Below are 23,241 nucleotides of genomic sequence, written 5' to 3' on the forward strand. Positions count from 1 at the left end.
CTGGACCGACGCTGCCCCGGCACCGCTTCAAGCGGTGCCGGGGCAGCGCCATGCGCGCTCAGGGAATCCACAGCTTTACAGCTAGCCGGAATGCGCAAGGCGGGCCGTGCTCGGGATCCTTGGGGCATGGCCATGCGCTGCCTCATCGTCGACGACAGCGCCGCTTTCCTGCATGCGGCACGGGGACTGCTGGAGCGTGAGGGGATGGATGTCGTCGGCGTCGCCACGACGAGGGCCGAGGCGCTGCTGCAGGCGGAGGAGCTGCGGCCGGATGTGACGCTGGTCGATATCGGGCTGGGCGACGAGAGCGGCTTCGATGTGGTGCGGCAGTTGGCGGAGGGGCCGGCGCGGGGGCGGATCATTCTGATCTCGACGCATGTGGAGGACGACTTCCGGGAGCTGATCGAGGCGAGTCCGGCGCTGGGGTTCCTGGCCAAGGGCAGGCTGTCGGCGGATGCGATCCGGGCGCTGGTCAGCGGGCCTCGAGAAAAGTGACGACGGCGAGGACGCGGCGGTGGTCGTCGGTGTCCTCGGGGAGCTTGAGCTTGCCCATGATGCTGCGTACGTGCTTCTCGACGGTGCCCTCGGTGACCCAGAGCCGGCGGGCTATGCCGGCGTTGGAGCGCCCCTCGGCCATGAGTGCCAGGACCTCGCGCTCACGGGCGCTGAGGTCGGCGAGGGGGTCGCCGCGGCGGTGGGAGGCGACGAGTTCGTGGACGAGGCTGGGGTCGACGACGGAACCGCCCTTGAGGATCCGGTCCAGGGTCTCGATGAACTCCTCGACGTCGGTGACGCGGCTCTTGAGGAGGTAGCCGACGCGGCGTCCGCCGGCCAGGAGTTCAAGGGCGTCCTCGACCTCGACGAAGGCCGACAGGACGAGGATGCCGAGCTGCGGGTGGCGTTCGCGGATGGTGCGGGCCGCGTCGAGGCCCTCGCTGGTGTGGGTCGGCGGCATACGGATGTCGATGATCGCGAGATCGGGGCGCTGTTCGCGGACGAGGGTGAGCAACCGGCCGGCGTCACCGGCCTGTCCGGCCACCTCGAAGCCGGCGCGCTGGCACAGACTCGCTATGCCCTCGCGCAGCAGTATGTCGTCGTCGGCCAGGACGAGCCGCCCCCGGCCGGCCTGCTGCTTCTCGTCCATTGCGGCGCCAGCATACCGGCTAGCAGGAAGCCGGGATGGCGGCTGGCCGGGACGACAACGGGCTGCGGGAGCTGGATGCTTGAAGCGTCAGCACGGCAAACGGCAACACCGGGCAGCAGCCAGCGGCCGGTGGATCCGGAGGCTGCGGGATTCGGCGAGTGCGGGAAGCACGGCAACGCCGGTCCCTCCGGATCCAACCGGGCCGACACCCCCAGATCGGACGGCACGTCACCACCACCCACCCGCCGTCCGGCAATGACCGCCCGAGGCTTCCGCCCGTACGCGGGATCCAGGACTCCCCCTCCTGTGAGACCGCGCGGACGCCCCGGGCGGTCAGTCGTTTCCGGCCTCGGCGACGGGCAGCGTCACGAACAGCGCGGTCCCGCTCCCCGGCGGGCTCTCGACCCTGATCCTGCCGCCCAGCGCCTCGACGCGGTCGGTGAGCCCGATCAGCCCGGAGCCGCGGCCGGTCCGGGCGCCGCCGATCCCGTCGTCGCGGATCTCCAGCTCGACCGTGCCGTCGCGGTCGCCCGGTTCTAGCCGCACGCGCACCAAGGACGCATGCGCATGCTTGGCGGCGTTGGTGAGCGCCTCCGACACCACGTAGTAGGCGGCCACCTCCACGCTGTCCGGCAGCCGCACCGACGGCATGCGCAGGTCGACTTCGGCCGGGACGGCGGAGCGGCGGGCGAGAGTGCGCAGCGCGGGTCCCAGGCCGCCGCGGGAGAGGATGGCCGGGTGGATGCCCCGGGATATCTCCAGGAGGTCGTCCAGGGCGCCCGTCAGGCCCTTGAGGGTGTCCGACAGCCGGTCCCTGAGTTCGGTCTGATCTTCCGTCACCATGGTCTCGGCGACCCGCAGTTCGAGGCCGAGCGAGACCAGGCGCTGCTGTACGCCGTCGTGCAGATCCCGTTCGATGCGGCGCCGGGCCTCGTCGGCGGCGGCCACCACGCGGGCGCGGGAGCGGGCCAGTTCGCGCTCGGCCCGGCGGCGTTCGGTGATGTCGCGGGCGGCGGCGTAGATGAGCCCCCCGTCCGGATCGCGCAGCGCGTTCCACTCCAGCCAGCGCGGGGTCCTGTCCCGGTGGAGGTAGCGGTTCTCGAACCCGACCTGTGCCTCGCCCCGGGCCAGCTCGTCGAGGGAGGCGAGGGTACGGGCCCGGTCGTCGGGGTGGACGAAGTCGATGAAGGGACGGGCCAGCAGCTCCTGGCCCGTATAGCCGAGGGTCCGTTCGAAGGCGGGGTTGACCCGCTTGAAGTAGCCGTCGCTGCCGCCGATGCAGAGCAGGTCGAGGGAGAGGTTGAAGATGCCCTCCAGTTCGAGCTCCGCCTTGCGGCGCCGCCCGTGCACCCCGGCGAAGGCCGCCATGGTGCCGTTCATGCCCTGGAGCAGCTGGGACCAGGTGCCTTCGAAGGCGGCGACGTCGGCGCGGTGGCCGAGTTGCCCGCCGGTGATGGCGGTGTTCATGTCCCGGATCTCGCCGGCCAGGCGTCCGGCCGTCACCCGCAGGCCGCGGAACGCCTCGGCCACTTCGCCGATCTCGTCGCGGCCGGTGTAGCGGACGCCGGAGTCGAGGTCGCCGCCGGAGAGCGTACGGGCGCCGGCGGAGACCTCGGCCAGGGGGCGGGTGATCGAGCGGGACAGCACGACCGCGAGGGCGACGACCGCGACCAGCACCGCCAGCGACACGTCGAGGTCGCGCCTGCGCTGCCCCTGCGTGGCGGCGAGGTCCTGGGACGCGGCGGTCTCCAGGTCCCCGGCCGCCTCGCGTTCCAGGGCGCGCAGGCTCGCGATACGGTCCCCCGACATGTCCAGCCAGCCCGCCAGGGTTGCACGGCGGGCGACCGGGCCGGGCGCGGTCGCCAGGTCGTCGCGCAGGCCCTGGACGGGACGGCCGGCCGGTCCGTAGAGCACGGCTTTCAGCTCGGCCCGCAGCCGCTGGCTCGCGGTGAGGTTGAAGGCGGCGAACTCGGCGGCCTCCAGGTTCTCCCACTGGCTGGCGGTGGCCCGGCGCTCGCCCGTCGGCTCGGCGAACACCACTGCCAGGTCTGTGCGTTCGTGCTCGGCGGCCTCGATCGCGGCCAGGATCGCCAGGTAGGCGTCGGCCGCCTGGCCCGATGCCCTCGCGGGCCGCCCCGAGTCGAGGACGCCGACGATTTCGAGGAATTCGCGCACCAGCGAGCTGTACCGGTCGTCGGCCTCCTGCGCGCCGATGGCGCCGGCCGCGGTCTGGACCCGCAGGGCCAGCAGCTGGTTGCGCTGCGCGAGGAGCCGGCCGTGGATGTCCTCGTCGCTTCCGGTACGGCCCGCCGCCCGCGTCATGGCGGCGTCCAGCGCCCGGTCGGTGGCCCGGGCCCGCGCGGCGCTCTCGCGCTGCCACTGCCGCGTGCCGGGGCTCACCCTCTCCAGCACGGCCGCGGTGCGCTCGCGGGCGAGGGCGTCGGCGACCGCGGCCGTCACGAAGGACATCCGGCTCGCGGCGCGGAAGTCGCGCAGCTGGTCCGCGGTCCGTAACTGGTCCAGGGACGACAGGACGGTGAAGAGAAGCAGCGCGCCCAGCGGCAGCATGACCAGGAGGGCCAGCTTCCGGCCCACGCGCAGCCGGGCGAGCGGCGCGGGACGGCTGGGCGCAGGACGACCGCCGCCGCGTCTGCCGCTTTTCATGGCGAGGACGCCGACGGACCGGTGGCGGCAGCCGTCGGATAGTCCTGGTGATCGTCCAGGTCCTGCTCCACGCTGCGGACGGCCGCGTCCAGGGCCGACTTGACCGGGCGGCCGTCGAGGATGACCGAGGCGAAGGCGATGGAGTAGGCCTTGCTGATCGCCGGGTAGGCGGGGGTCTGCGGGCGTGGCACGGCGGCGCCGTCCTCCAGCTGCTCGATGTACAGGTGCTCGGGGCCGCCCACGGCGTACCTGCCGGACAGCGCGACCGCGCTCCTGGTGGCCGGGATCGCGCCGTTGGCCTGGGTCATGCGGTGGATCTCGGCGGGCTTGAGAAGGAAGGCCAGAAAGCGCCAGGCCGCGTCCCCGTCAGTCGCGTCGGCGGTGATGCCCCACTGCCAGGAGCCCATGCCGGTGACGGTGCCCCGGCCGAAGTCGGGCAGCGGCACGATCGTGACGTCGCCGGGGAAGGCCTTGCTGAACTCGTCGTAGACCCAGTGGCCGACCCAGGAGATCGGGCTGTGGCCCTCGGTGAACGCGTTCTTGTCGTCGTTCGCGGCCAGCAGCCCGGCCTTGGCCCAGCCCTGCATCGTGGTCAGCGCCCCGACGGCCTGCGGGCTGTTCATGACCCCGTCCACGGTGCGGTAGTCGGTGCGGTCGATGAGGTCGGCGCCCGCCGACTGGATGGCGGGGGCGAATCCGTAGGTGAACCACTCGTCGCCGGGCTTGGCCCAGGCCGTCTGCAGGTCCAGCGGCCGCTGCCAGCCCGCCGTACGGAGCTTGCCGAGGATGCCGGTCAGCTCGGCGGCCGTCCAGGCGTCGGCGGGGCCGGTGGGGATGCGGGCGCCGATCTTCCGGAGCGCGGAGCGGCGTACGTACAGGCCCAGGCCCGAGTCGTAGGTGCCGACGCCCCACATCCGCCGGGCATAGGTGCCCTGTTGGGCGATGGTGGGCAGCAGGTCGGCGGTGAGGGACTTCGGGATGCAGGAGCCGATCGGCTTGAGCTTGCCGGACCAGGCGTAGTTGTAGAGGTTCGGGCCGTCGAAGTCCAGGACGTCGGGCAGGTTCCCCGTCGCCGCGGCCGACTTGATCTGCCGCGCGTAGTCGCCCTCCGGGAGCGGGATCAACTTGACCCGCACCGCGCTCTGCGCCGCGTTGAACGCCTTGACCTGCTTGCTGAGGGTGTCGCGCTCGGCGCCCGACTCGTGGAACCAGGCCGTTATGTAGGTCGTCTTGGCGAGCTTGCCGTCACAGGTGGTGTCGGTGGCGGCCGACCGGTCGTCGTTCCCGCCACCGCCACCGCCGCCGCTGCTGCACGCAGTCAGTGCGAGGGCCGCGCCGGCCACCACCGCGACAAGCCTGTTACGCAACCGCATAGCGCACCTCCGCCCTGTCCCGCCGCCTGGCGGACACAGTGGTGCGGGCCGGGCCACATCATACCGGTTTCCCCCGGAATGGCCCCGGTGCGGGCACTATTGACGCGCTGTCACGAACTGGCCGTGGCGGACGCGGTGGCGGTCGCCGTGGCGGTGTCCGACTCGGCCTTCGCGACAGCGCTCTTCACGAGGGTGCGGAGCTTCGCCGGGGTGGGGTCGGCCAGCGTCTCGCCGTTGACCTGCACCACGGGGACGGCCGTGAAGCCGGCCGCCGTGAACGCCTGCTGCGACTTGCGCACCCAGCCGTCGTGGTCGCCGCCCTGTACGCAGGGCACGAACTTCGCCGCGTCGAGCTTCTTCACTTCCGTGCCGACCTTCTTGAGCAGCGTCTCGCTGTTCAGCCCGTCGTCCGTGACGTCCGCCGGCTGCACCGCCCACAGCTTGTCGACGTACTCGGCGAACTTGCCCTGGTCCTGCGCGCACGCGGCCGCGTTGGCCGCGGTCAGCGCGCCGCGTCCGCCGTTGTCGGTGTCCGACTGCGTCACCAGCCGGTAGTCGATCTCCACCTGCCCGGTGGCCAGCAGGCCGGTGAAGACGGCCGCGTACTCCTGCGCGAAGGCCTTGGACTGCGGGCTGCGCAGGTCCTCGTACACCGTCAGCGCCACGGGCACCGTCGGCTTCACCGGCAGCCCGAAACCGTCGGTCGCGACCGCACCCGTCGGCACCTTCACCTCGGTCGCCTTCTGGCCGCGCACATGCGCCCCGATCAGCGCCGACCCGCCGAACACGACCACCAGCGCCACCACCGTCCCCGCGTACGGCCGCCACCGGCTCCCGCGCCCCGCCTTCGGTGCCTTCGGTGCCTTGGGGGCCTTCGCCTTGGACTTCCTCATGTGCCGCCACCTTGTTCAACGCCTGTGCCTCGACCTACGGCGTCTTTGTACCACCGTCGGCGAGGGCCGTTCATGGCAGGGTGTCAGCCGTGGACAACGACAGCGATCCGCGCCCCCTGGTGATCATCGACGCCGCCAACACCGTGGGATCCGTCCCCGACGGCTGGTGGCGCGACCGGCACGGCGCCACCGTCCGGCTCCGCGACGCCCTCGCCCCCCTTGCCGGGCTCGGCCTTCCCGCCACCGCCCCGGGCGTCCCCGGCTGGGCCGCCGTGCCGCCGCTCGACCTCGTCCTGGTCGTCGAGGGCGCCGCGCGGGGCGTGCCGCCGGTCCCGGGCGTACGGGTCGAGGCGGCCCCCGGCAGCGGGGACGACCTCATCGCCGAGCTGGCGGCGGACGCCGGGGCCGCGGGCGGCCGGCGGTGCCTGGTCATCACGGCCGACCGTGAGCTGCGGGCCCGGGTGACGGCGCACGGCGCACTCGTCGCGGGCCCGAGGGTGGTGCGGCCCGCGGCCGGTTGACCGGGGGCGGCGAGCTCAGCGCGTCCGGCGGGCGTAGAGCACCGCGCCGTCGACGGCCGCGACCCGCTTGTAGTCCTTGGCCAGCATCGCGCGCAGCGTCGGCACGTGCGCGGGCCCGTACGCCGCGCCGCGCGAGTCGTCGACGATGAGGTCGGCGGGGCGGCGGGCCATCTCGCGCCGGAAGGTGCGCCAGGCGCCGGGGACGGCGTAGGCCTCGCCGACGCGGGCGGAGGAGCCGCCGCGGCCGCCGGAGAAGTTGGTGAGGAAGCCGGCGGTGAGGAAGCGGGAGGCAGGGGCGCGGCGGGAGAGCCAGTAGTGCTCGGGGTGCATGCCCCAGACGAGGAGGGTGTCGGAGGACGTGGTGTGGGCGCGGATGGCGGAGGCGACGGCCTTGGAGTGGTCGAGCTCGGTCCGGGGGACGGTGAAGCCCCAGGCGAGGAAGGCGCCGCAGGCCAGGGCCGTCCAGGCGGCGGCGGGCTTCCACAGGCGGGGGAGGCCGCGCAGCGCGGCGATGCCGAGAAGGACCAGCGGCGGGAGGAGCTGCAGGTAGTAGTGGCCGTAGAACTGGAAGCCGGTGACGACGGCGAGCCCGGAGGCGGCGAGCCACACCCACAGCTCGGTCCCGGCGAACCGGCGGCGGCGCGCGGCCAGGTAGAGCAGCGGGAGTACGAGGCCTGCGCCCGCCGCCGCCAGGATGCCCACGTTGCCGAGCGCGCGGCCCAGCACGGCCGGCCAGGCGCCCTGCGGGGAGATGTACGCCGCGGAGCCCGTCACCGTCCAGAACACGAACCGCCGCGCGCCGACCGACAGGGCCACGGCGGCGACCGGAACCACCGCTCCCCCGGCGAGCCACGCCCAGGCCCACCGGTCCCGCGTCCCCACCACCACGGCCGGCGGCGCCGCGACGACCCGTACGGCGACCGCGGAGCCGCCGCCTCCGTCGGCGTCGGAGTCGGCCAGTGGCTCGCGGGGCTCGCGGGGCCGTACGAGCACCGCCCGTTCCGCTCCCGCGTCGCGCCACGCGCGCCACAGCATCCAGGCCACCGGGAGCAGCACCACCGCCCCGGTCTGCTTGGTGAGCGCCGCGCCGGCCACCGCCAGCCCGGCCCAGCCCCAGCGGGCACGGTCGGCGCACCACATGGCGGCGACCGTCCATGGCAGGGTGAAGACCTCGAAGTTGGCGGCCTGGGTGTCCTCGGGGGCGAGCCCGATCGAGAGCAGCAGGTAGCCGAAGCCCGCGACGGCGCCCCATGGTCCGCCCCAGCGGCGCCGGGCCATCGAGGCGAGCAGAGCGGCGGTGAGGACGTGGGCGAGCACCGCCAGCACCCGCAGCGGCCACAGGGAACCGTCGCCGAAGAGCGCGAAGGCGCCCTCGTAGAGCCAGGGCAGCAACGGCGGCTTGCGGTCGACGACATCGCCGTAGAGCGAGCCACCGGCCGCGAGTATCCGAGCCTGCGTGGCGAGGAAGCCCTCGTCCGGATTCCAGACCGGCCGTACGAAGGACGGCAGATGGAGCAGGGCCGCGCACACCGCGAACGCGGGGATCGTCAGGCGCGTGACACGCGGAAGGCGGCGGCTCGGCACACGGGTCAACCTACCCGACGTCTTGCTGACGCATCCGGCTGTGCCCGTGCCCGTACGCGAAGTAGATGACGAAGCCGAGCACCATCCACAACAGGAACCGCAGCCAGGTCTCGGCCGGCAGGTTGAGCATCAGCCACAGCGTGGCCATCACGGACAGCGCCGGCACCCAGGGAACGAAGGGCGTACGGAAGGAACGCGGCAGGTCGGGGCGGCTGCGGCGGAGCATCACCACGCCGATCGCGACGACGATGAACGCGAAGAGCGTCCCGATATTCACCAGTTCGGCCAGTTCGGAGATGCTGGTGAAGCCCGCGACGAGCGCGATGATGCCGCCGAGCAGCATCGTTGAGCGGTAGGGGGTCCTGAAGTGCGGATGCACGCGGGAGAAGAAGCGCGGCAGCAGCCCGTCCCGGCTCATGGCGAAGAACACCCGGGTCTGGCCGAGCAGCAGGATCATGCAGACGGCCGTGAGCCCGATGGCCGCGCCGAAGCTGATCAGGCCTGCCCAGAAAGGGTGTCCGGTGTCCTTGAAGGCGTCGGCGAGCGGGGCGTCGACGGACAGTTTGCTGTACTTCTCCATGCCCGTGACGACCACGGACACAGCCACGTACAGCACCGTGCAGATGGCGAGCGAGCCGAGGATGCCGCGCGGGACGTCCCGTTGGGGGTTCTTGGTCTCCTCGGCGGCGGTCGCGACGATGTCGAAGCCGATGTACGCGAAGAAGACCACGGCGGCGGCGGTGAAGATGCCCATCACGCCGAAATCGGTCGGGGTGTAGCCGAAGATCAACTGGATCAGGGGTGCCTTGAGGTTCGATTCGGCGGCCGGGGTCGGGACGGCGTCCGGGATGAAGGGCGTGTAGTTGTCGCCGACGATGAAGAAGGTGCCCACGACGATGACGATGAGCACCACCGTGACCTTGATGGCCACGACGACCGAGGTGACCCGGGCGGACAGCTTCGCCCCTCCGACCAGGATCGCGGTGAGCACCAGGACCAGCAGGAAGGCCAGCAGGTCGAAGTGGGTATCGGTGTCGGTGCTGCCGGCCAGCGCGGTGGGCAGGTGCCAGCCGACGTTGTCCATGAGAGAGCGGATGTAGCCGGACCAGCCGACGGACACCACCGCGCAGCCGAGGGCGAGTTCGAGGATGAGGTCCCAGCCGATGATCCAGGCGGGCAGTTCGCCGAGCGTCGCGAACGAGAAGGTGTACGCGGATCCGGCGACCGGCACGGTGGAGGCGAACTCGGCGTAGCACAGCGCCGCGAGGCCGCACACGATGCCGGAGAGAACGAAGGCCAGAGCCACCGCCGGGCCGGCGTTGTTCTTGGCGACCTGTCCGGTGAGGACGAAGATGCCGGTGCCGATGATGACACCGACACCGAAGACCGTGAGGTCGAGGGCGGACAGCGATCTCTTGAGCGCGTGCTCCGGCTCCTCGGTGTCCGCGATGGACTGTTCGACGGATTTGGTCCGGAAGAAGCTGTTCCTTCTGACGTTCACCGGCGCATCACAGCACTTGCCGGTGCCGGTGAACAGGGTCGGCGCGCGGGGGATCACCCGTAAAGGTGATCCCCCGCAGCGTGGCTACTCTCCGGCGACCCGGGCCGGCTCGTCCTCGTACCGGCCGTCCAGCTTCGAGACCAGGCCTGTGACCTGGCGTGCGATGTCCGGGGCCGTCAGCCCGATCTCGGCCATGATCTCCTTGCGGGAGGCGTGGTCGAGGAACTGCTGCGGGATGCCGAAGTCGCGCAGCGGCACGTCAACGCCCGCGTCGCGCAGGGCCTGCGAGATCGCGGAGCCGACGCCGCCGACGCGGCCGTTGTCCTCGACGGTGACGACGACCCGGTGGCGGGCGGCGAGGCCGGGCAGGGCCTCGTCGACCGGCTTGACCCAGCGGGGGTCGACGACGGTGGTGGTGATGCCCTGGGCGTCGAGCAGCCCGGCGATCTCCAGGCACATCGGCGCCAGCGCGCCGACCGAGACCAGCAGTACGTCAGGGCTCCCGGAGCCCGCCTCGCGCAGCACGTCCATGCCGCCGACGGTGCCGACCGCCTTGACGGCCGGGCCGACCGCGCCCTTGGAGTAGCGCACGACGGTGGGCGCGTCCTCGACCTGTACGGCCTCGCGCAGTTGGGCGCGTACCTGGTCGGCGTCGCGCGGGGCGGCGATCCGCAGGCCCGGGACGACCTGGAGGATGGACATGTCCCACATGCCGTTGTGCGAGGCCCCGTCGGTGCCGGTGACGCCGGCCCGGTCCAGGACGAAGGTGACGCCGCACTTGTGCAGGGCGACATCCATCAGGACCTGGTCGAAGGCCCGGTTGAGGAAGGTCGCGTAGACCGCGAAGACCGGGTGCAGCCCGCCGGTGGCCAGCCCGGCCGCCGAGGTGGCGGCGTGCTGCTCGGCGATGCCGACGTCGTAGACCCGGTCGGGGAAGGCCCTGGCGAACTTGTCGAGCCCGACCGGCTGGAGCATGGCGGCGGTGATCGCCACGATGTCCTTGCGCTCCTTGCCGAGCTTGACCATCTCCTCGCCGAAGACCGAGGTCCAGTCGGCGCCGCCGGCCGAGATCGGCAGGCCGGTGTCGGGGTGGATCGGGCCGATGCCGTGGAAGCGGTCGGCCTCGTCCTGCTCGGCCGGGATGTAGCCGCGGCCCTTCTCGGTGATGCAGTGCACGATCACCGGGCCGCCGAATCGCTTCGCCCGGGTGAGCGCGGACTCCAGGGCCTCGATGTCGTGGCCGTCGATCGGGCCGACGTACTTCAGGCCGAGGTCCTCGAACATGCCCTGGGGGGCGATGAAGTCCTTCAGGCCCTTCTTGGCGCCGTGCAGCGTCTCGTACAGCGGCTTGCCGATGAGCGGGGTGCGCTCCAGCAGGTCCTTCGTACGGGTGAGGAACTGCTCGTAGCCGTCGGTGGTGCGCAGCGTCGCGAGGTGGTCGGCGAGGCCGCCGATCGTGGGCGCGTAGGAACGCTCGTTGTCATTGACGACGATGACGAGCGGGCGGTCCTTTGCGGCGGCGATGTTGTTGAGCGCCTCCCAGGCCATGCCACCGGTCAGCGCCCCGTCGCCGATGACGGCGACGACGTGGTCCTGTCTGCCGAGCAGCTCATTGGCCTTGGCGAGGCCGTCGGCCCAGCCCAGGACCGTGGAGGCGTGGCTGTTCTCGATGACGTCGTGCTCGGACTCGGCCCGGGAGGGGTAGCCGGACAGGCCGCCCTTGCCCTTGAGCCTGCTGAAGTCCTGACGGCCGGTGAGCAGCTTGTGCACGTAGGACTGGTGTCCGGTGTCGAAGAGCACCTTGTCCCGGGGCGAGTCGAAGACCCGGTGCATGGCGATGGTCAGCTCGACCACGCCGAGGTTGGGGCCCAGATGGCCGCCGGTCTTGGAGACCTCCTCGACAAGGAAGGTACGGATCTCCCCGGCCAGCTCCACCAGCTGGTCCGGGCTGAGCCGGTCGAGGTCGCGCGGTGCCTTGATACGGGTCAGCAGCGCCACCCGTGCCTCCTTGCTGTCGCTTTCCCGGTTTCCCGAGTTTCCGAGTCTAAGTGCTGGGGTTCCGGCCCCCGCACACACCCGTGCCCGGTAGCGGGAACGATCATTCCCGGTACCGGGCCGCGGATCTTCCGGCTGCGGGCCGTCTGTGGTCCTCGCCCGCCACGGTCCGGCGTCCGCCAACGGAACAAGACCAATAACGCGGGCGCCGGGCAGATACGTTCCTGCCCGGCGCCCGAGGAGACGGCTTCCGCCCGTCCGGCCAGGGTTACGCCCGGCCGGCGGCCTTCTGGCTCTTGCGGGAGACGGAGTCGATGACCACGGCGCCGAGGAGGACCGCGCCGGTGATCATGTACTGGATGGACGTGTTCATGTTGAGCAGGTCCAGGCCGGTCTGGATGGACTGGATGACCAGCATGCCCAGCAGGGCCGACCAGACGCTGCCCCGGCCACCGAAGAGGCTGGTGCCGCCGATGACCGTGGCCGCGATGGCCAGCATCAGGATGTTGCCGCCGCCGGAGGTCAGCGACGCGCTCGAGGTCTGCCCGGCGAAGAACATGCCGCCGACCGCCGCGAAACCGCCGGAGATGGCGAACACGGTGATCCGGACCATGGGCACGCTGATGCCGGCGCGGCGGGCGGCCTCGATGCCGCCGCCGACCGCGAAGACCTTTCGGCCGTACGTGGTGCGCCGCAGCACGAAGTCCACGATCACCAGCGACGCGAGGAAGATCACCAGGGCGTTGGACACGCCGGAGGAGTTGTTCAGCACCGCCGCGGCCACGAAGGACGCCACGGCGAGCGCGCCGACCCGCAGCGCGATCTCGCTGCTGGGCCGGAAGGGCACCCCGGCGGCCTTGCGGCGGCGCTGGTCCATGAGCGAGCCGACGAGCAGGGAGGCCACGCCGAGACCGGCCAGCAGGTAGGCGCCGATGACGGCCTGGTCCATGAAGAAGGAGCTCTGGCCGAGGAGGTACACCGGGCCGCTGTCGGACGGGATGTTGATGGTGCCGCTCGAACCGAGCAACCACAGCATCAGGCCGTTCCAGCCGAGGAAGCCGGCCAGGGTCACGACGAAGGCGGGCACCCCGATCCTGGCGAAGAACCAGCCCTGCAGGGCGCCGATGCCGATGCCGGTGATGACGGTCAGGACCAGGGCCAGCCAGGCGTTCATGCCGTGGGTGACCACGAAGACGGCGAACACCGTGGACGCCAGTCCGCTGACCGAGCCGACGGACAGGTCGATCTCCCCGAGCAGCAGCACGAACACCAGGCCGATGGCGAGCATGCCGGTGGCCGAGAGGTAGTAGCTGATGTTGGACAGGTTGTCCGCGCTGAGGAAACGGTCGTTCTGGAGCTGGAAGATGGTCCAGATGACGATCAGGCCGAGGAAGACCGGCAGCGAGCCCAGCTCACCGCCCTTCACCTTGCGCTTGAACTCGGTGATATAGCCCTTCAGCCCCTCCTCACGGACGAGCAGCCGCGGGTCGACGACGGATACCGCCGCGGCCGTGGGGTCGTCGGCGGGCGCCACGGTGTCCTGGTGCCCCTGGTCCGGGTCGGGCTTCACGGTCTTGGAAATGTCGCTCACTTTGCCGCCTCCGTGGTGCGCCCCGCGCGACGGGTCACGGCGTTGTCCGTGGCACCGGTGATCGCGGCGATGATCTCTTCGTGGCTGGTGTCCTTCACCGGGAAGGACCCGTTGTTCTTGCCCAGGCGCAGGACGGCGACGGTGTCCGCGACCGCCTTGACGTCGGCCATGTTGTGGCTGATGAGGATGACGCCCAGGTTGCGCTCGCGCAGCCGCTCGACCAGGTCGAGGACCTGCGCGGTCTGCTCGACGCCGAGGGCGGCGGTGGGCTCGTCGAGGATGACGACCTTCGGCTCGCCGATGAGGGCGCGGGCGATGGCGACGACCTGGCGCTGGCCGCCGGACAGGCTCGCGATCGGGATGCGTACGCTCGGGATGCGGATGGAGAGCGTGCTCAGCAGCTCCCGGGAGTTCTTCTCCATCGTCACCTCGTCGATGACGCCGCGGTGCAGCAGCTCGCGTCCGAGGTAGAGGTTGCCGACAACGTCGAGGTTGTCGCACAGGGCGAGGTCCTGGTAGACGGTGGCGACGCCGAGTCCCTGGGCGTCGTGCGGCTTGTTGATGCTGACCGGGTTGCCCTCCCACTCGATGACGCCCTCATCGATGGGGTGCACACCCGCGATCGTCTTGACCAGGGTGGACTTTCCCGCCCCGTTGTCGCCGACCAGGGCGACTACTTCTCCGGCATGGACCTCCAGCTCGACATCGGTGAGTGCCTGTACCGCACCGAATCGCTTGGAGACTCCGCGCAACGCCAGCACGGGCGTAGCGGACACGTGAACCATCTCCTTCGCCGCCTGACCGGCGGGGATGCCGCGCTTGGGGACAGGCGCGGAGGGATGTGCAAGAAGCACAGGTTTACAAGATGAACATGCGCGAATCCGCTGCCTTTGGCAACGGTTCCGTCCGACGCCCGCCCCGGCAGCGGGGTGTGAAGTGGGGCGGGCGTCGGACAGGCTTCGCGGGACCGCTGGGCGGTCCGGTTACCGGTCTTACTGGAGACCGGCGGTCTTGCAGGCCGCGGCGAACTCGGTGGTGCAGATGTCAGCCACGCTCCACAGCTTGTCCTTCACGACCGTGTCCGCGATGTTGGCCTTGGTGACCGACACCGGGGTCAGCAGCGTCGAGGGGACCTTGTCACCGGAGCCGCTGGTCAGCGTGGTGGTGGTCAGCGAGTCGATGCTCTTGCCGTTGAGCAGGTTCACCGCGAGCTCGGCGGCCGTGTCGGCCTCCGGCTTGTAGGCCTTGTAGACGGTGCTGGACTGGGTACCGGCGACGATCCGCTGGATGCCCGCGAGCTCCGCGTCCTGGCCGGTCAGCGGGATGCCGCTGATGCCGGCGCCCTTGAGGACCGTGGCGATGCCGCCGGCCATGCCGTCGTTGGCGGCGTAGACGCCCGCGATGTTCTTGGCGCCGAGCTGGGTGATCGCGGCGGACATCTTCTGGGCCGCGACGGTGTCCTTCCAGAGACCGGACTGCTCGTAGGCGATGGTGACCTTGCCGTCGAGGGCCTTGTGCGCGCCGGCCTTGAACTGCGCGGCGTTCGGGTCGGCGTCGTCACCGTTGATCATGACGACCTTGGAGGCGGTGGTCGCCTTGGAGCCGAGCGCGGTGAGCAGCGCCTCACCCTGGAGCTGGCCGACCTTCTCGTTGTCGAAGGAGACGTACGCGGAGACCGGGCCCTGGGCGAGACGGTCGTAGGCGACGACCTTGATGCCCTTGTCCACTGCCTTCTGAATGGAGGACTTGATCGCGGCGGAGTCCTGGGCGCTGATCACGATGACCTTGACGCCCTTGGTGATCATGTTGCTGACCTGCTGCGCCTGCTTGGCCGCATCGCCCGCCGCGTTCGCGTACTGGACGGAACAGTCGGAGCACAGCGCCTTGACCTTGGCCTCGAACAGGGGCTTGTCGAACTTCTCGTACCGGGCGGTAACGCTGTCGGGGAGCAGCAGGCCGATGGTCTTGTCGGAGCTGCTGCTGCCGGAGTCGTCGCCGGCCTTGCCACAGGCGGCCACAGAAAGGGCCATCGAGACCGCGGCGGTGCCGATAACGACTCTACGCATCATTGCGTTCATTTGGGGTTGCCTCCCTGACAGGGCCGCAACGCTGCGGCCGAGGTGAACGTGAGTCAACTCGGCCGCAGCTTTGTCGTCAAGAAGTAAATCCTTAACGAGATGGCAACGGTGCGTTTCGTTATCTAGGTGAACGCAGCGTCACCCTGTGAAGGCCGGTGCGACTGAGGGGACAGTACCATCCAAAAGGTGTGAATCGCCCACCTCGCTCAAGGCCAGTGCCAGCGCGCCCAGAACCTCCGCGCGGGCCCCGAGGGCGCCCGGGACGACCGCGAGCCGGCGGGCGGCGCTGGGGATGGCGTAACGGGCCACGGACTCCCTGATCGGGCCGAGCACCAGCTCACCGGCCTCAGCGAGGTCGCCGCCGAGGACGACGCGGCTCGGATTGAGCAGATTGCACAGGCTGGCGACGCCCATGCCCACGTGCCGGCCGATGTCGGCGACCACCCGGCGGCAGCCCGGATCGCCCTCGCGGGCCAGCTGAACCATCCTCGGCATGGTCAGGTCGGAGCCGTGGCTGGCGCGCAGCAGCCCCAGCACATAGCGGGCGGCGGTGAAGGTCTCCAGGCAGCCCCGGTTTCCGCAGCGGCAGACCGGGCCGGCCTCGTCGAGCGTGATGTGGCCGATCTCGCCGGCCGTGCCGCCGGGGCCCCGGTAGATCCGGCCGTCGATCACCAGGCCGGCGCCGACACCGCTGGCGACCTTGATGTACGCGAGGTCCTTGACCCCCCGGCCCGCGCCCCAGACCAGCTCCCCCAGCGCTCCCAGGTTGGCGTCGTTGTCCGCCTGGACGGGCATCCGCAGCCGCTCCGCGAGCTCCTGGCGCGGGTTGATGCCCGCCCAGCCCGGCAGGATCGCGGACGAGCCCAGGGTGCCGGTCTCCAGGTCGATCGGGCCGGGGACGCCCAGGCCCACCCCGAGCACCTTCGCCGGGTCCACGCCGGTGGACTCGATCAGCCTTCCGACCAGGTGTTCCGCCCGGTCGAAGCCCTCCGAGGCGGAGGCGTCGACATCAATCGGCTCGGACTGCTCGGCCAGCACCTGGTGGGCCAGATTGCCCACCGCGACCCGCAGATGGGAGTGGCCGAAATCGACCCCCACCACGATCCCGGCGTCCCCGGACAGCGTCACACTGCGGGCCCGGCGGCCGCCCGAGGAGGTCGGGGTGACCTCCACCGTGCCGTTGTCCTTCAACTCCCGGACGATATTGGAGACGGTGGCCGCCGACAGCCCGGTGCTCCGGGCGATCTCCGCCTGGGTGAGCGATCCCGCCAGCCGTACGGCCCGGACCACCCGTTCCAGATTGGCCCGGTGCAGCGATGACTGCGATCCCGGAGTCTCCACAACGACCCACTCCTGCCGGTACGTAACGGCGGAACCGCATCAGTGAGACCCCGTCGTCTACAACATGTGAACTCTAAGCTGAGCGTTTGGGCTTGCATCCCGTCAAGGGGGAGAGCCACACCGTTATCGGAATCGGCCAAAAACAACAGGACGGCCCCGCTGTACCGCGGGGCCGCCGGGAGGGTGTGCTTCCGGTGAGAAGTTGAATGTGTGACTACTTGAGGGTGCCCGCCGTGAGGCCCGACTGCACCTGGCGCTGGAAGGAGAGATAGACCGCGAGCACCGGGAGCATCGCGATCGTCATGCCCGCGAAGAGCGCCGGCTTGTCGCCCGCGTACCCCTGCGTCAGCGCCAGGTTCACCAGCCCCTGGGCGAGCATCGAGCGGTCCGGGTCGGTGCTGCTCTGCGGCTGCATCAGGGTGACCGGGAGGATGTACTGGTTCCACTGGCCCAGCACGTTGAAGATCCCGACGCTCAGCAGACCGGGCTTGGCCATCGGCAGCATCACCTGGAAGAACACCCGGCTGTGCGAGGCGCCGTCGATCACCGCGGCCTCGTGGATGGCGGTCGGCAGCGTCCGGAAGAAGGAGTGCATGAAGAAGACGGTGAACGGCAGCGAGTACGCGACGTAGACCAGGATCAGGCCCTGGTAGGTGTTGAGCATCCCGAGGTTGCGCACCATGAAGAACAGCGGCACCAGCGCCAGGTACACCGGGAACATCGCGCCGCCGACGAACAGGAAGTAGATGAACCTGTTCCCGGGGAAGTCGTAGCGGGCCAGCACGTACGCGGCCATCGAGCCGAACAGCATGGTCAGCGGCACCGAGAAGGCCATCACGATCAGGGTGTTGACGAAGAAGCCGCCGATCCCCTTCTCCCAGGCCCTGGTGAAGGCGTCGAAACCCCAGTGCGCGGGCCACGTCCAGGCACTGCCGCCGATCTGGGCGTCGGTCTTGAACGAGCCGAGGACGATCCAGACCAGCGGCAGCACGATCATCACCGCCCACAGCGCGAGGAAACCGTGCGAGAAGACATTGAGGACGCCGTCGCCACCGCCCCGTGCGCCGTCCGCCGAGCCGCGCCGTGTCGCCGCGACGCCCTGCACCGGAACCCTGGCCGCGGCGTCTGCCCCGGCCTCCTTGATGGGTGTGCTCATCACGCGTCCCCGCTCAGAACTCGATGCGGTCACGGCGGGAGACCCGCAGCGTGATCGCGGAGAGGATCAATGTCAGCAGCAGGATCACCACGCCCATCGCACAGGCGTATCCGCTCTTGCCGAAGGCCTGGAAGTTCCGCATCAGATAGGTCGACATGACCTCGCTGTGGTGATCGGGCCCGCCTCCGTAAGCGGTCCCCTGGGTCAGGCCGGCGACCAGCGCGAAGAAGTCCATCGCGAAGATCGAGATGTACACCCAGGCGGTCTGCACGCTGTCCCACAGCAGCGGGAGGGTGATCTTGAAGAAGGTCTGCCCGCGGGCGGCGCCGTCCAGCAGCGCGGCCTCGTAGATGTCCTTGGGGATGGACTGCATCGCCGCTGAGAAGAGCACCAGGTAGAAGCCGACGCCCGCCCAGATCTGGATCGCCAGCAGCGCCCAGAGCACCAGGTCCGGGTCGTTCAGCCACTCGACCGGGTCGGCCGCGCTCACCAGGTGCAGCTTGATCAGGACCCCGTTGAGCAGACCCGCCCCGTCGCTGCGGTAGACCGCCCCGAACAGCACGATGAGGATCGCCACCGAGAGCACCTGGGGGAAGAAGAAGATCACCTTGTACAGGGCGGAGCCGCGTACCCCCTGGACGCCGCCGACCGCTCCGCGCCCGCCCACATTGAGCATGAAGGCGAAGAACAGCGCGAGCAGGATGGTGATCACCGGCAGGAAGAGCAGCAGCAGGAGGTTGTGCGTCAGCGCCGTCATGAAGACGTCGTCCGACAAGAGCGCCTTGTAGTTGTCGATCCCGACGAAGTTCATCGTCTGGGACTGGCCCTGCCAGTCGGTCAGCGAATAACCGATGGTCTGGAGGTACGGCCAGATCACGAAGATCAGATAGAGAGCCACCGGGAGGACGAGGAATCCCGCGATGAACGGGTACTTGCGGTGCTGCATGGCTTCCTCCTGGTCGACCGCCCGGCGCGGAGTGCCGCTCCCGCCGCGCCGGACATTCTCCTTCGGTCAGGCTCTCGGACTCCGGACAGCCCTAGGCCTTCTTGGCCTTCTCGGCGGCGGTCTTGGCCCGCTGGAGCCACTGCGCCGGGGTGATGCGCTTGGCCATCAGCTCCGCGCTCGCGTCGGCGATGTCGGTGTCGAACTGGCTGTGGGTGTTGGGGTAGTTGTAGTTGAAGGTGTTGCTGCCCGCCGCCTTCAGCGCAACCACCGTGGAGGCCGTTCCCGGACGCAGTTTGACGTCCGAGCCGACGCCGTCCTTGAGGACGGTGAGGGAGTTGGCCGCCGCCGCGAATCTGCTGGAGCCGTCCTTGGTCAGCATCAGCCGCAGGAATTCCAGGCCGCCGGCCTTGTTCTTGGCCTTCTCCGGGACGATGAAGGGCTCCCCCGCGCCGGCCCGGATGGCCTCGAAGGGCAGCTTGTCGCCGGGCAGCGACGGCAGCGGCATGAACTTCATGTCGAAGTCCGACGGAGTGGCTTTCAGCTGCTCGTTCTCCAGCCAGGCACCGCACGGGATGAACGCGGCCTTGTACTCGTTCCAGGCGGTCTGCGACTCGATGTGCGTCAGACCGTTGGTGCCCGGCAGCAGATAGCCCTTGGTGACGATCTCGTAGAGCGCGTCGACCGCCGTCTTTGCGGGGGCCTCGTCCCAGACGGCGGTGTCGAGCGCGTCGATCCGCTTGACGTATTCCAGGCCGCCGTTCTTGGCGATCAGGTCCATCAGGACGACATTGATGTAATAGGGGTATTTGCCCTGGTGGCAGAAGGGGGCGATGCCCGCTTTCTTGATCTCCGCGGACAGGGACATGAAGTCCGCCCAGGTCTTGGGCTCGGTCCAGCCCTTGTCCTTGAAGAGCTTCCCGGAATACCAGAAGCCCCAGACGGTGAAAATGTAGCTCAGCTGGCGCATCTTGCCGTCGGCGAACGAGCCGGTCTCGATGGTGCCGGGCTGGAGCACGTCCCGGATCTTCTTGGTGGGGTCGTCGATGTACGGGGCGTCGAGCAGCGGGGTGAGGTCCGCCAGCTGGCCGTTCTTGTACAGGACGTCCAGCTTGATCTGCTGGGCTCCCGAGTCGTCGATGACATCGGGCGGGTTGCCGGCGTTGAAGCGCGGCTGGAGTTTGCCGGTGATGTCCTGCGTCGAGGAGACGGCCGCCGTCGACCCCTTGTGCTTGGACTCGTAGAGCTTCGCGAACGACTTGGCGTAGGCATCGCCGTAGCCGCCCTTGAAGATCACGATGTCCAGGCCGGCCGAATCGTTGACGCCGAACGGATTGGTCTTGGTCTTCGTCCCCGTCTTCTCCGTGCTGGTGCCGCCGCCACTGGAGGCGCAGGCGCTCAGCAGGCCCGCGGCCGGGACCGCCAGCAGACTCGCTGCCGTCACACTCTTGATGAGAGCACGCCGGTTCACATCAGGGTTCACAGGGTTCGCGGAGTTCATTTCGGATCCCTTGCTCGGCCTAGCCTGGACCCAGAAAGGTATAGTCCAGTTCCTGTGAGGTGAGCAAGGTCATACGCGCGTTTGGCGGACACCTTTTCCTGGTTGAGACCCCCGCGTAACCGGACCGGGCCCGTACCCCGGAAAAGGGGTACGGGCCCGTGACCGGCCGAATCATCCCATTTACTTGCGGATGAGCGAGCGCAGCACGTACTGCAGGATGCCGCCGTTGCGGTAGTAGTCCGCCTCGCCGGGGGTGTCGATGCGGACGACCGCGTCGAAGTCCACACCGGTGTCGGTGGTGACGGTGACGGTGGCGGGGGTGGTGCCGTCGTTGAGGACGGTGACGCCGGTGAAGGAGAAGGTCTCCTCGCCGGTCAGGCCCAGGGACTCCGCCGAGGTGCCCTCGGGGAACTGCAGGGGCAGGACGCCCATGCCGATGAGGTTCGAGCGGTGGATGCGCTCGTAGGACTCGGCGATGACGGCCTTGACGCCGAGCAGCGAGGTGCCCTTGGCCGCCCAGTCGCGCGACGAGCCGGAGCCGTACTCCTTGCCGGCCAGGATGACCAGCGGGATGCCGGCGGCCTGGTAGTTCTGCGAGGCGTCGTAGATGAAGGCGACCGGGCCGCCGTCCTTGGTGAAGTCGCGGGTGAAGCCGCCCTCGGTGCCGGGCGCGACCTGGTTGCGCAGCCGGATGTTGGCGAAGGTGCCGCGGATCATGACCTCGTGGTTGCCGCGGCGGGAGCCGTAGCTGTTGAAGTCACGGCGCTCGACGCCGTGCTCGGTGAGGTACTTGCCGGCCGGGGTGTCGGCCTTGATCGCGCCGGCCGGGGAGATGTGGTCGGTGGTGACCGAGTCGCCCAGCTTGGCGAGCACACGGGCGCCGGAGATGTCGGTGACCGGGCTCGGGTCGGCCTGCATGCCGTCGAAGTACGGGGGCTTGCGGACGTAGGTGGACTGCGCGTCCCACTCGAAGGTGTCGCCGGTCGGGATCGGCAGCGACTGCCACTGCGCGTCACCCGCGAAGACGTCCTTGTAGGACTCGCCGAACATGTCCTGGCCGATCGCGGAGGCGACGACCTCGTTGACCTCCTGCTCGGACGGCCAGAGGTCGTCCAGGTAGACCGGCTTGCCGTCCTGGTCGGTGCCGAGGGCGTCCTTGGTGATGTCCACCTTCATCGAGCCCGCGATGGCGTACGCGACGACCAGCGGCGGCGAGGCGAGGTAGTTCATCTTGACGTCGGGGTTGATCCGGCCCTCGAAGTTGCGGTTGCCCGACAGGACCGAGGTGACGGCCAGGTCGTGCTCGTTGACCGCCTTGGAGACCTCCTCCGGCAGCGGGCCGGAGTTGCCGATGCAGGTGGTGCAGCCGTAGCCGACCAGGTTGAAGCCGAGCTTGTCGAGGTACGGGGTGAGGCCGGCGCGGTCGAAGTAGTCGGTGACGACCTTCGAGCCCGGGGCCAGGGTGGTCTTGACCCACGGCTTGCGGGTCAGGCCCTTCTCGACGGCCTTCTTGGCCACGAGGGCCGCGGCCACCATGACGTAGGGGTTCGAGGTGTTGGTGCAGGAGGTGATCGCGGCGACCGTGACGGCGCCGTGGTCGATCACGTACGTCGAGCCGTCGGGCGCCGTGACCGTGGTCGGGCGGGTCGGCACGCCGTTGGTCGCGGCGGGGGCGTCGGAGGCCGGGAAGGACTCCTTGCCCGCCTCGTCGTCGTCCTCGACGTAGTTGCGCACGTCCTGCGCGAACTGCTGCGCGGCGTTGGCCAGGACGATGCGGTCCTGCGGGCGCTTCGGGCCGGCGATGGAGGGGACGACCGTGGAGAGGTCCAGCTCCAGCTTCTCGGAGAAGTCCGGCTCGGCGGCCGGGTCCAGCCACAGGCCCTGAGCCTTGGCGTACGCCTCGACGAGCGCGAGCTGCTGCTCGCTGCGGCCGGTGAGCTTGAGGTAGCTGATCGTCTCGGCGTCGATCGGGAAGATCGCGGCGGTCGAGCCGAACTCCGGCGACATGTTGCCGATGGTCGCGCGGTTGGCGAGCGAGGTCGCCGAGACGCCCTCACCGTAGAACTCGACGAACTTGCCGACGACGCCGTGCTTGCGCAGCATCTCGGTGATCGTGAGGACCAGGTCGGTGGCGGTGGTGCCGGTCGGCAGCTCGCCGGTCAGCTTGAAGCCGACCACGCGCGGGATCAGCATCGACACCGGCTGGCCGAGCAGCGCGGACTCCGCCTCGATGCCGCCGACGCCCCAGCCCAGCACGCCCAGGCCGTTGACCATCGTGGTGTGCGAGTCGGTGCCGACCAGGGTGTCGGGGTACGCCTGGCCGTTGCGGACCATGACGGTGCGGGCCAGGTGCTCGATGTTGACCTGGTGGACGATGCCGGTGCCCGGCGGGACGACCTTGAACTCGTCGAACGCGGTCTGGCCCCAGCGCAGGAACTGGTAGCGCTCGCGGTTGCGGCCGTACTCCAGCTCGACGTTCTGCGCGAAGGCGTCGTTCGTGCCGAACTTGTCCGCGATGACGGAGTGGTCGATGACCAGCTCGGCCGGTGCCAGGGGGTTGATCTTCGCCGGGTCGCCGCCCAGCTCCTTCACGGCCTCACGCATGGTGGCGAGGTCCACGACACAGGGCACACCGGTGAAGTCCTGCATGATCACGCGGGCCGGCGTGAACTGGATCTCCTGGCTCGGCTGCGCCTGGGAGTCCCAGCCGCCGATCGCCCGGATGTGGTCGGCGGTGATGTTCGCGCCGTCCTCGGTACGGAGCAGGTTCTCCAGCAGCACCTTCAGGCTGTAAGGGAGGCGCTCGGAGCCCTCGACCTTGTCCAGCTTGAAGATCTCGTACGACTCGTCGCCCACCTGCAGCGTGCTGCGGGCGTCGAAGCTGTTCGCCGACACGACAGTCTCCTTCATTGCATGAATTCCGCGTACCACCGCAATGCTGCCGCTCGGCCCTGTT

Annotated in this window: 17 protein-coding genes; 2 read left to right on the forward strand and 15 right to left on the reverse strand. The window is 69.8% G+C overall.

Annotation, left to right across the window (positions count from 1 at the left end; all coding sequences use genetic code 11):
- Positions 1-126: 126 nt before the first annotated feature.
- Positions 127-495, forward strand: a complete 369-nt coding sequence (locus OG607_RS10540) for a response regulator transcription factor (protein WP_405721703.1) — start codon at positions 127-129, stop codon at positions 493-495.
- Here the strand turns inward: OG607_RS10540 and OG607_RS10545 are convergent.
- The 4 genes from OG607_RS10545 to OG607_RS10560 all read right to left on the reverse strand — a co-directional run bounded on the left by OG607_RS10545 (position 473) and on the right by OG607_RS10560 (position 6,074).
- Positions 473-1,144, reverse strand: a complete 672-nt coding sequence (locus OG607_RS10545) for a response regulator (RefSeq protein WP_405721706.1) — start codon at positions 1,142-1,144, stop codon at positions 473-475. The genes OG607_RS10540 and OG607_RS10545 overlap by 23 nt on opposite strands.
- A gap of 333 nt (positions 1,145-1,477) precedes the next feature.
- Positions 1,478-3,808 (reverse strand): nitrate- and nitrite sensing domain-containing protein, encoded by a 2,331-nt coding sequence (locus tag OG607_RS10550; protein WP_405721709.1) that lies wholly within the window; start codon positions 3,806-3,808, stop codon positions 1,478-1,480.
- Entirely contained in the window at positions 3,805-5,181 is a 1,377-nt protein-coding gene (locus OG607_RS10555; RefSeq protein WP_405721711.1) for an extracellular solute-binding protein, read from the reverse strand. Before OG607_RS10555 ends, OG607_RS10550 begins: the two co-directional genes overlap by 4 nt.
- Before the next feature lie 110 nt (positions 5,182-5,291).
- Positions 5,292-6,074, reverse strand: a complete 783-nt coding sequence (locus OG607_RS10560) for a DsbA family protein (RefSeq protein WP_405721714.1) — start codon at positions 6,072-6,074, stop codon at positions 5,292-5,294.
- An 89-nt stretch (positions 6,075-6,163) separates the two neighbouring features.
- Here OG607_RS10560 and OG607_RS10565 point away from each other — a divergent pair, with 89 nt between their 5' ends.
- Positions 6,164-6,595, forward strand: a complete 432-nt coding sequence (locus OG607_RS10565) for an NTP pyrophosphohydrolase (RefSeq protein ID WP_405721717.1) — start codon at positions 6,164-6,166, stop codon at positions 6,593-6,595.
- Between the two features lie 15 nt (positions 6,596-6,610).
- Here the strand turns inward: OG607_RS10565 and OG607_RS10570 are convergent, their stop codons facing one another.
- From OG607_RS10570 to acnA, 11 genes are all read right to left on the reverse strand, one after another.
- Entirely contained in the window at positions 6,611-8,179 is a 1,569-nt protein-coding gene (locus OG607_RS10570; RefSeq protein ID WP_405721720.1) for an ArnT family glycosyltransferase, read from the reverse strand.
- 10 nt (positions 8,180-8,189) lie between these two features.
- Positions 8,190-9,680: an amino acid permease gene (locus tag OG607_RS10575; protein WP_405721723.1), complete on the reverse strand. Its 1,491-nt coding sequence runs from the start codon at positions 9,678-9,680 to the stop codon at positions 8,190-8,192.
- An 84-nt stretch (positions 9,681-9,764) separates the two neighbouring features.
- On the reverse strand, positions 9,765-11,678 hold the full coding sequence (gene dxs / locus OG607_RS10580; protein ID WP_405721726.1) for a 1-deoxy-D-xylulose-5-phosphate synthase: 1,914 nt from the start codon (positions 11,676-11,678) through the stop codon (positions 9,765-9,767).
- 265 nt (positions 11,679-11,943) lie between these two features.
- Positions 11,944-13,266, reverse strand: coding sequence for a sugar ABC transporter permease (locus OG607_RS10585; protein ID WP_405721729.1), 1,323 nt, complete (start codon positions 13,264-13,266; stop codon positions 11,944-11,946).
- Complete coding sequence (locus tag OG607_RS10590; RefSeq protein WP_329321869.1) at positions 13,263-14,051, reverse strand: ATP-binding cassette domain-containing protein; 789 nt, start codon at positions 14,049-14,051, stop codon at positions 13,263-13,265. The genes OG607_RS10585 and OG607_RS10590 overlap by 4 nt, the downstream gene beginning before the upstream one ends.
- A 207-nt stretch (positions 14,052-14,258) precedes the next feature.
- On the reverse strand, positions 14,259-15,344 hold the full coding sequence (locus tag OG607_RS10595) for a sugar ABC transporter substrate-binding protein (RefSeq protein ID WP_405721732.1): 1,086 nt from the start codon (positions 15,342-15,344) through the stop codon (positions 14,259-14,261).
- A 138-nt stretch (positions 15,345-15,482) separates the two neighbouring features.
- Positions 15,483-16,685 carry an ROK family protein gene (locus OG607_RS10600; RefSeq protein ID WP_405721735.1) on the reverse strand — a complete coding sequence of 401 codons (1,203 nt, stop codon included), beginning with the start codon at positions 16,683-16,685 and terminating at the stop codon, positions 15,483-15,485.
- Positions 16,686-16,899: 214 nt separating this feature from the next.
- Positions 16,900-17,841, reverse strand: coding sequence for a carbohydrate ABC transporter permease (locus OG607_RS10605; RefSeq protein ID WP_405721737.1), 942 nt, complete (start codon positions 17,839-17,841; stop codon positions 16,900-16,902).
- Positions 17,842-17,854: 13 nt separating this feature from the next.
- Positions 17,855-18,787, reverse strand: a complete 933-nt coding sequence (locus OG607_RS10610) for a carbohydrate ABC transporter permease (RefSeq protein WP_405721739.1) — start codon at positions 18,785-18,787, stop codon at positions 17,855-17,857.
- Between the two features lie 91 nt (positions 18,788-18,878).
- The gene (ngcE, locus tag OG607_RS10615) at positions 18,879-20,285 is read right to left on the reverse strand and encodes an N-acetylglucosamine/diacetylchitobiose ABC transporter substrate-binding protein (RefSeq protein WP_405721742.1); all 1,407 of its coding nucleotides are present in this window, start codon (positions 20,283-20,285) and stop codon (positions 18,879-18,881) included.
- Between the two features lie 180 nt (positions 20,286-20,465).
- The gene (gene acnA, locus OG607_RS10620) at positions 20,466-23,180 is read right to left on the reverse strand and encodes an aconitate hydratase AcnA (protein WP_405721744.1); all 2,715 of its coding nucleotides are present in this window, start codon (positions 23,178-23,180) and stop codon (positions 20,466-20,468) included.
- Between the last annotated feature and the right edge of the window lie 61 nt (positions 23,181-23,241).

It is taken from the genome of Streptomyces sp. NBC_01537, assembly GCF_045040445.1.
In the GTDB taxonomy this organism is placed as follows: domain Bacteria; phylum Actinomycetota; class Actinomycetes; order Streptomycetales; family Streptomycetaceae; genus Actinacidiphila.

What these genes read in the sequence shown, in the direction of transcription:
- OG607_RS10545 (WP_405721706.1), bottom strand. Translation starts at nt 1,144, where the DNA reads ATGGACGAGAAGCAGCAGGCCGGCCGGGGGCGGCTCGTCCTGGCCGAC.
- OG607_RS10540 (WP_405721703.1), top strand. Translation starts at nt 127, where the DNA reads ATGGCCATGCGCTGCCTCATCGTCGACGACAGCGCCGCTTTCCTGCAT.
- OG607_RS10595 (WP_405721732.1), bottom strand. Translation starts at nt 15,344, where the DNA reads ATGAACGCAATGATGCGTAGAGTCGTTATCGGCACCGCCGCGGTCTCG.
- OG607_RS10560 (WP_405721714.1), bottom strand. Translation starts at nt 6,074, where the DNA reads ATGAGGAAGTCCAAGGCGAAGGCCCCCAAGGCACCGAAGGCACCGAAG.
- OG607_RS10605 (WP_405721737.1), bottom strand. Translation starts at nt 17,841, where the DNA reads ATGAGCACACCCATCAAGGAGGCCGGGGCAGACGCCGCGGCCAGGGTT.
- OG607_RS10550 (WP_405721709.1), bottom strand. Translation starts at nt 3,808, where the DNA reads ATGAAAAGCGGCAGACGCGGCGGCGGTCGTCCTGCGCCCAGCCGTCCC.
- ngcE (WP_405721742.1), bottom strand. Translation starts at nt 20,285, where the DNA reads ATGAACTCCGCGAACCCTGTGAACCCTGATGTGAACCGGCGTGCTCTC.
- OG607_RS10610 (WP_405721739.1), bottom strand. Translation starts at nt 18,787, where the DNA reads ATGCAGCACCGCAAGTACCCGTTCATCGCGGGATTCCTCGTCCTCCCG.
- OG607_RS10590 (WP_329321869.1), bottom strand. Translation starts at nt 14,051, where the DNA reads ATGGTTCACGTGTCCGCTACGCCCGTGCTGGCGTTGCGCGGAGTCTCC.
- OG607_RS10555 (WP_405721711.1), bottom strand. Translation starts at nt 5,181, where the DNA reads ATGCGGTTGCGTAACAGGCTTGTCGCGGTGGTGGCCGGCGCGGCCCTC.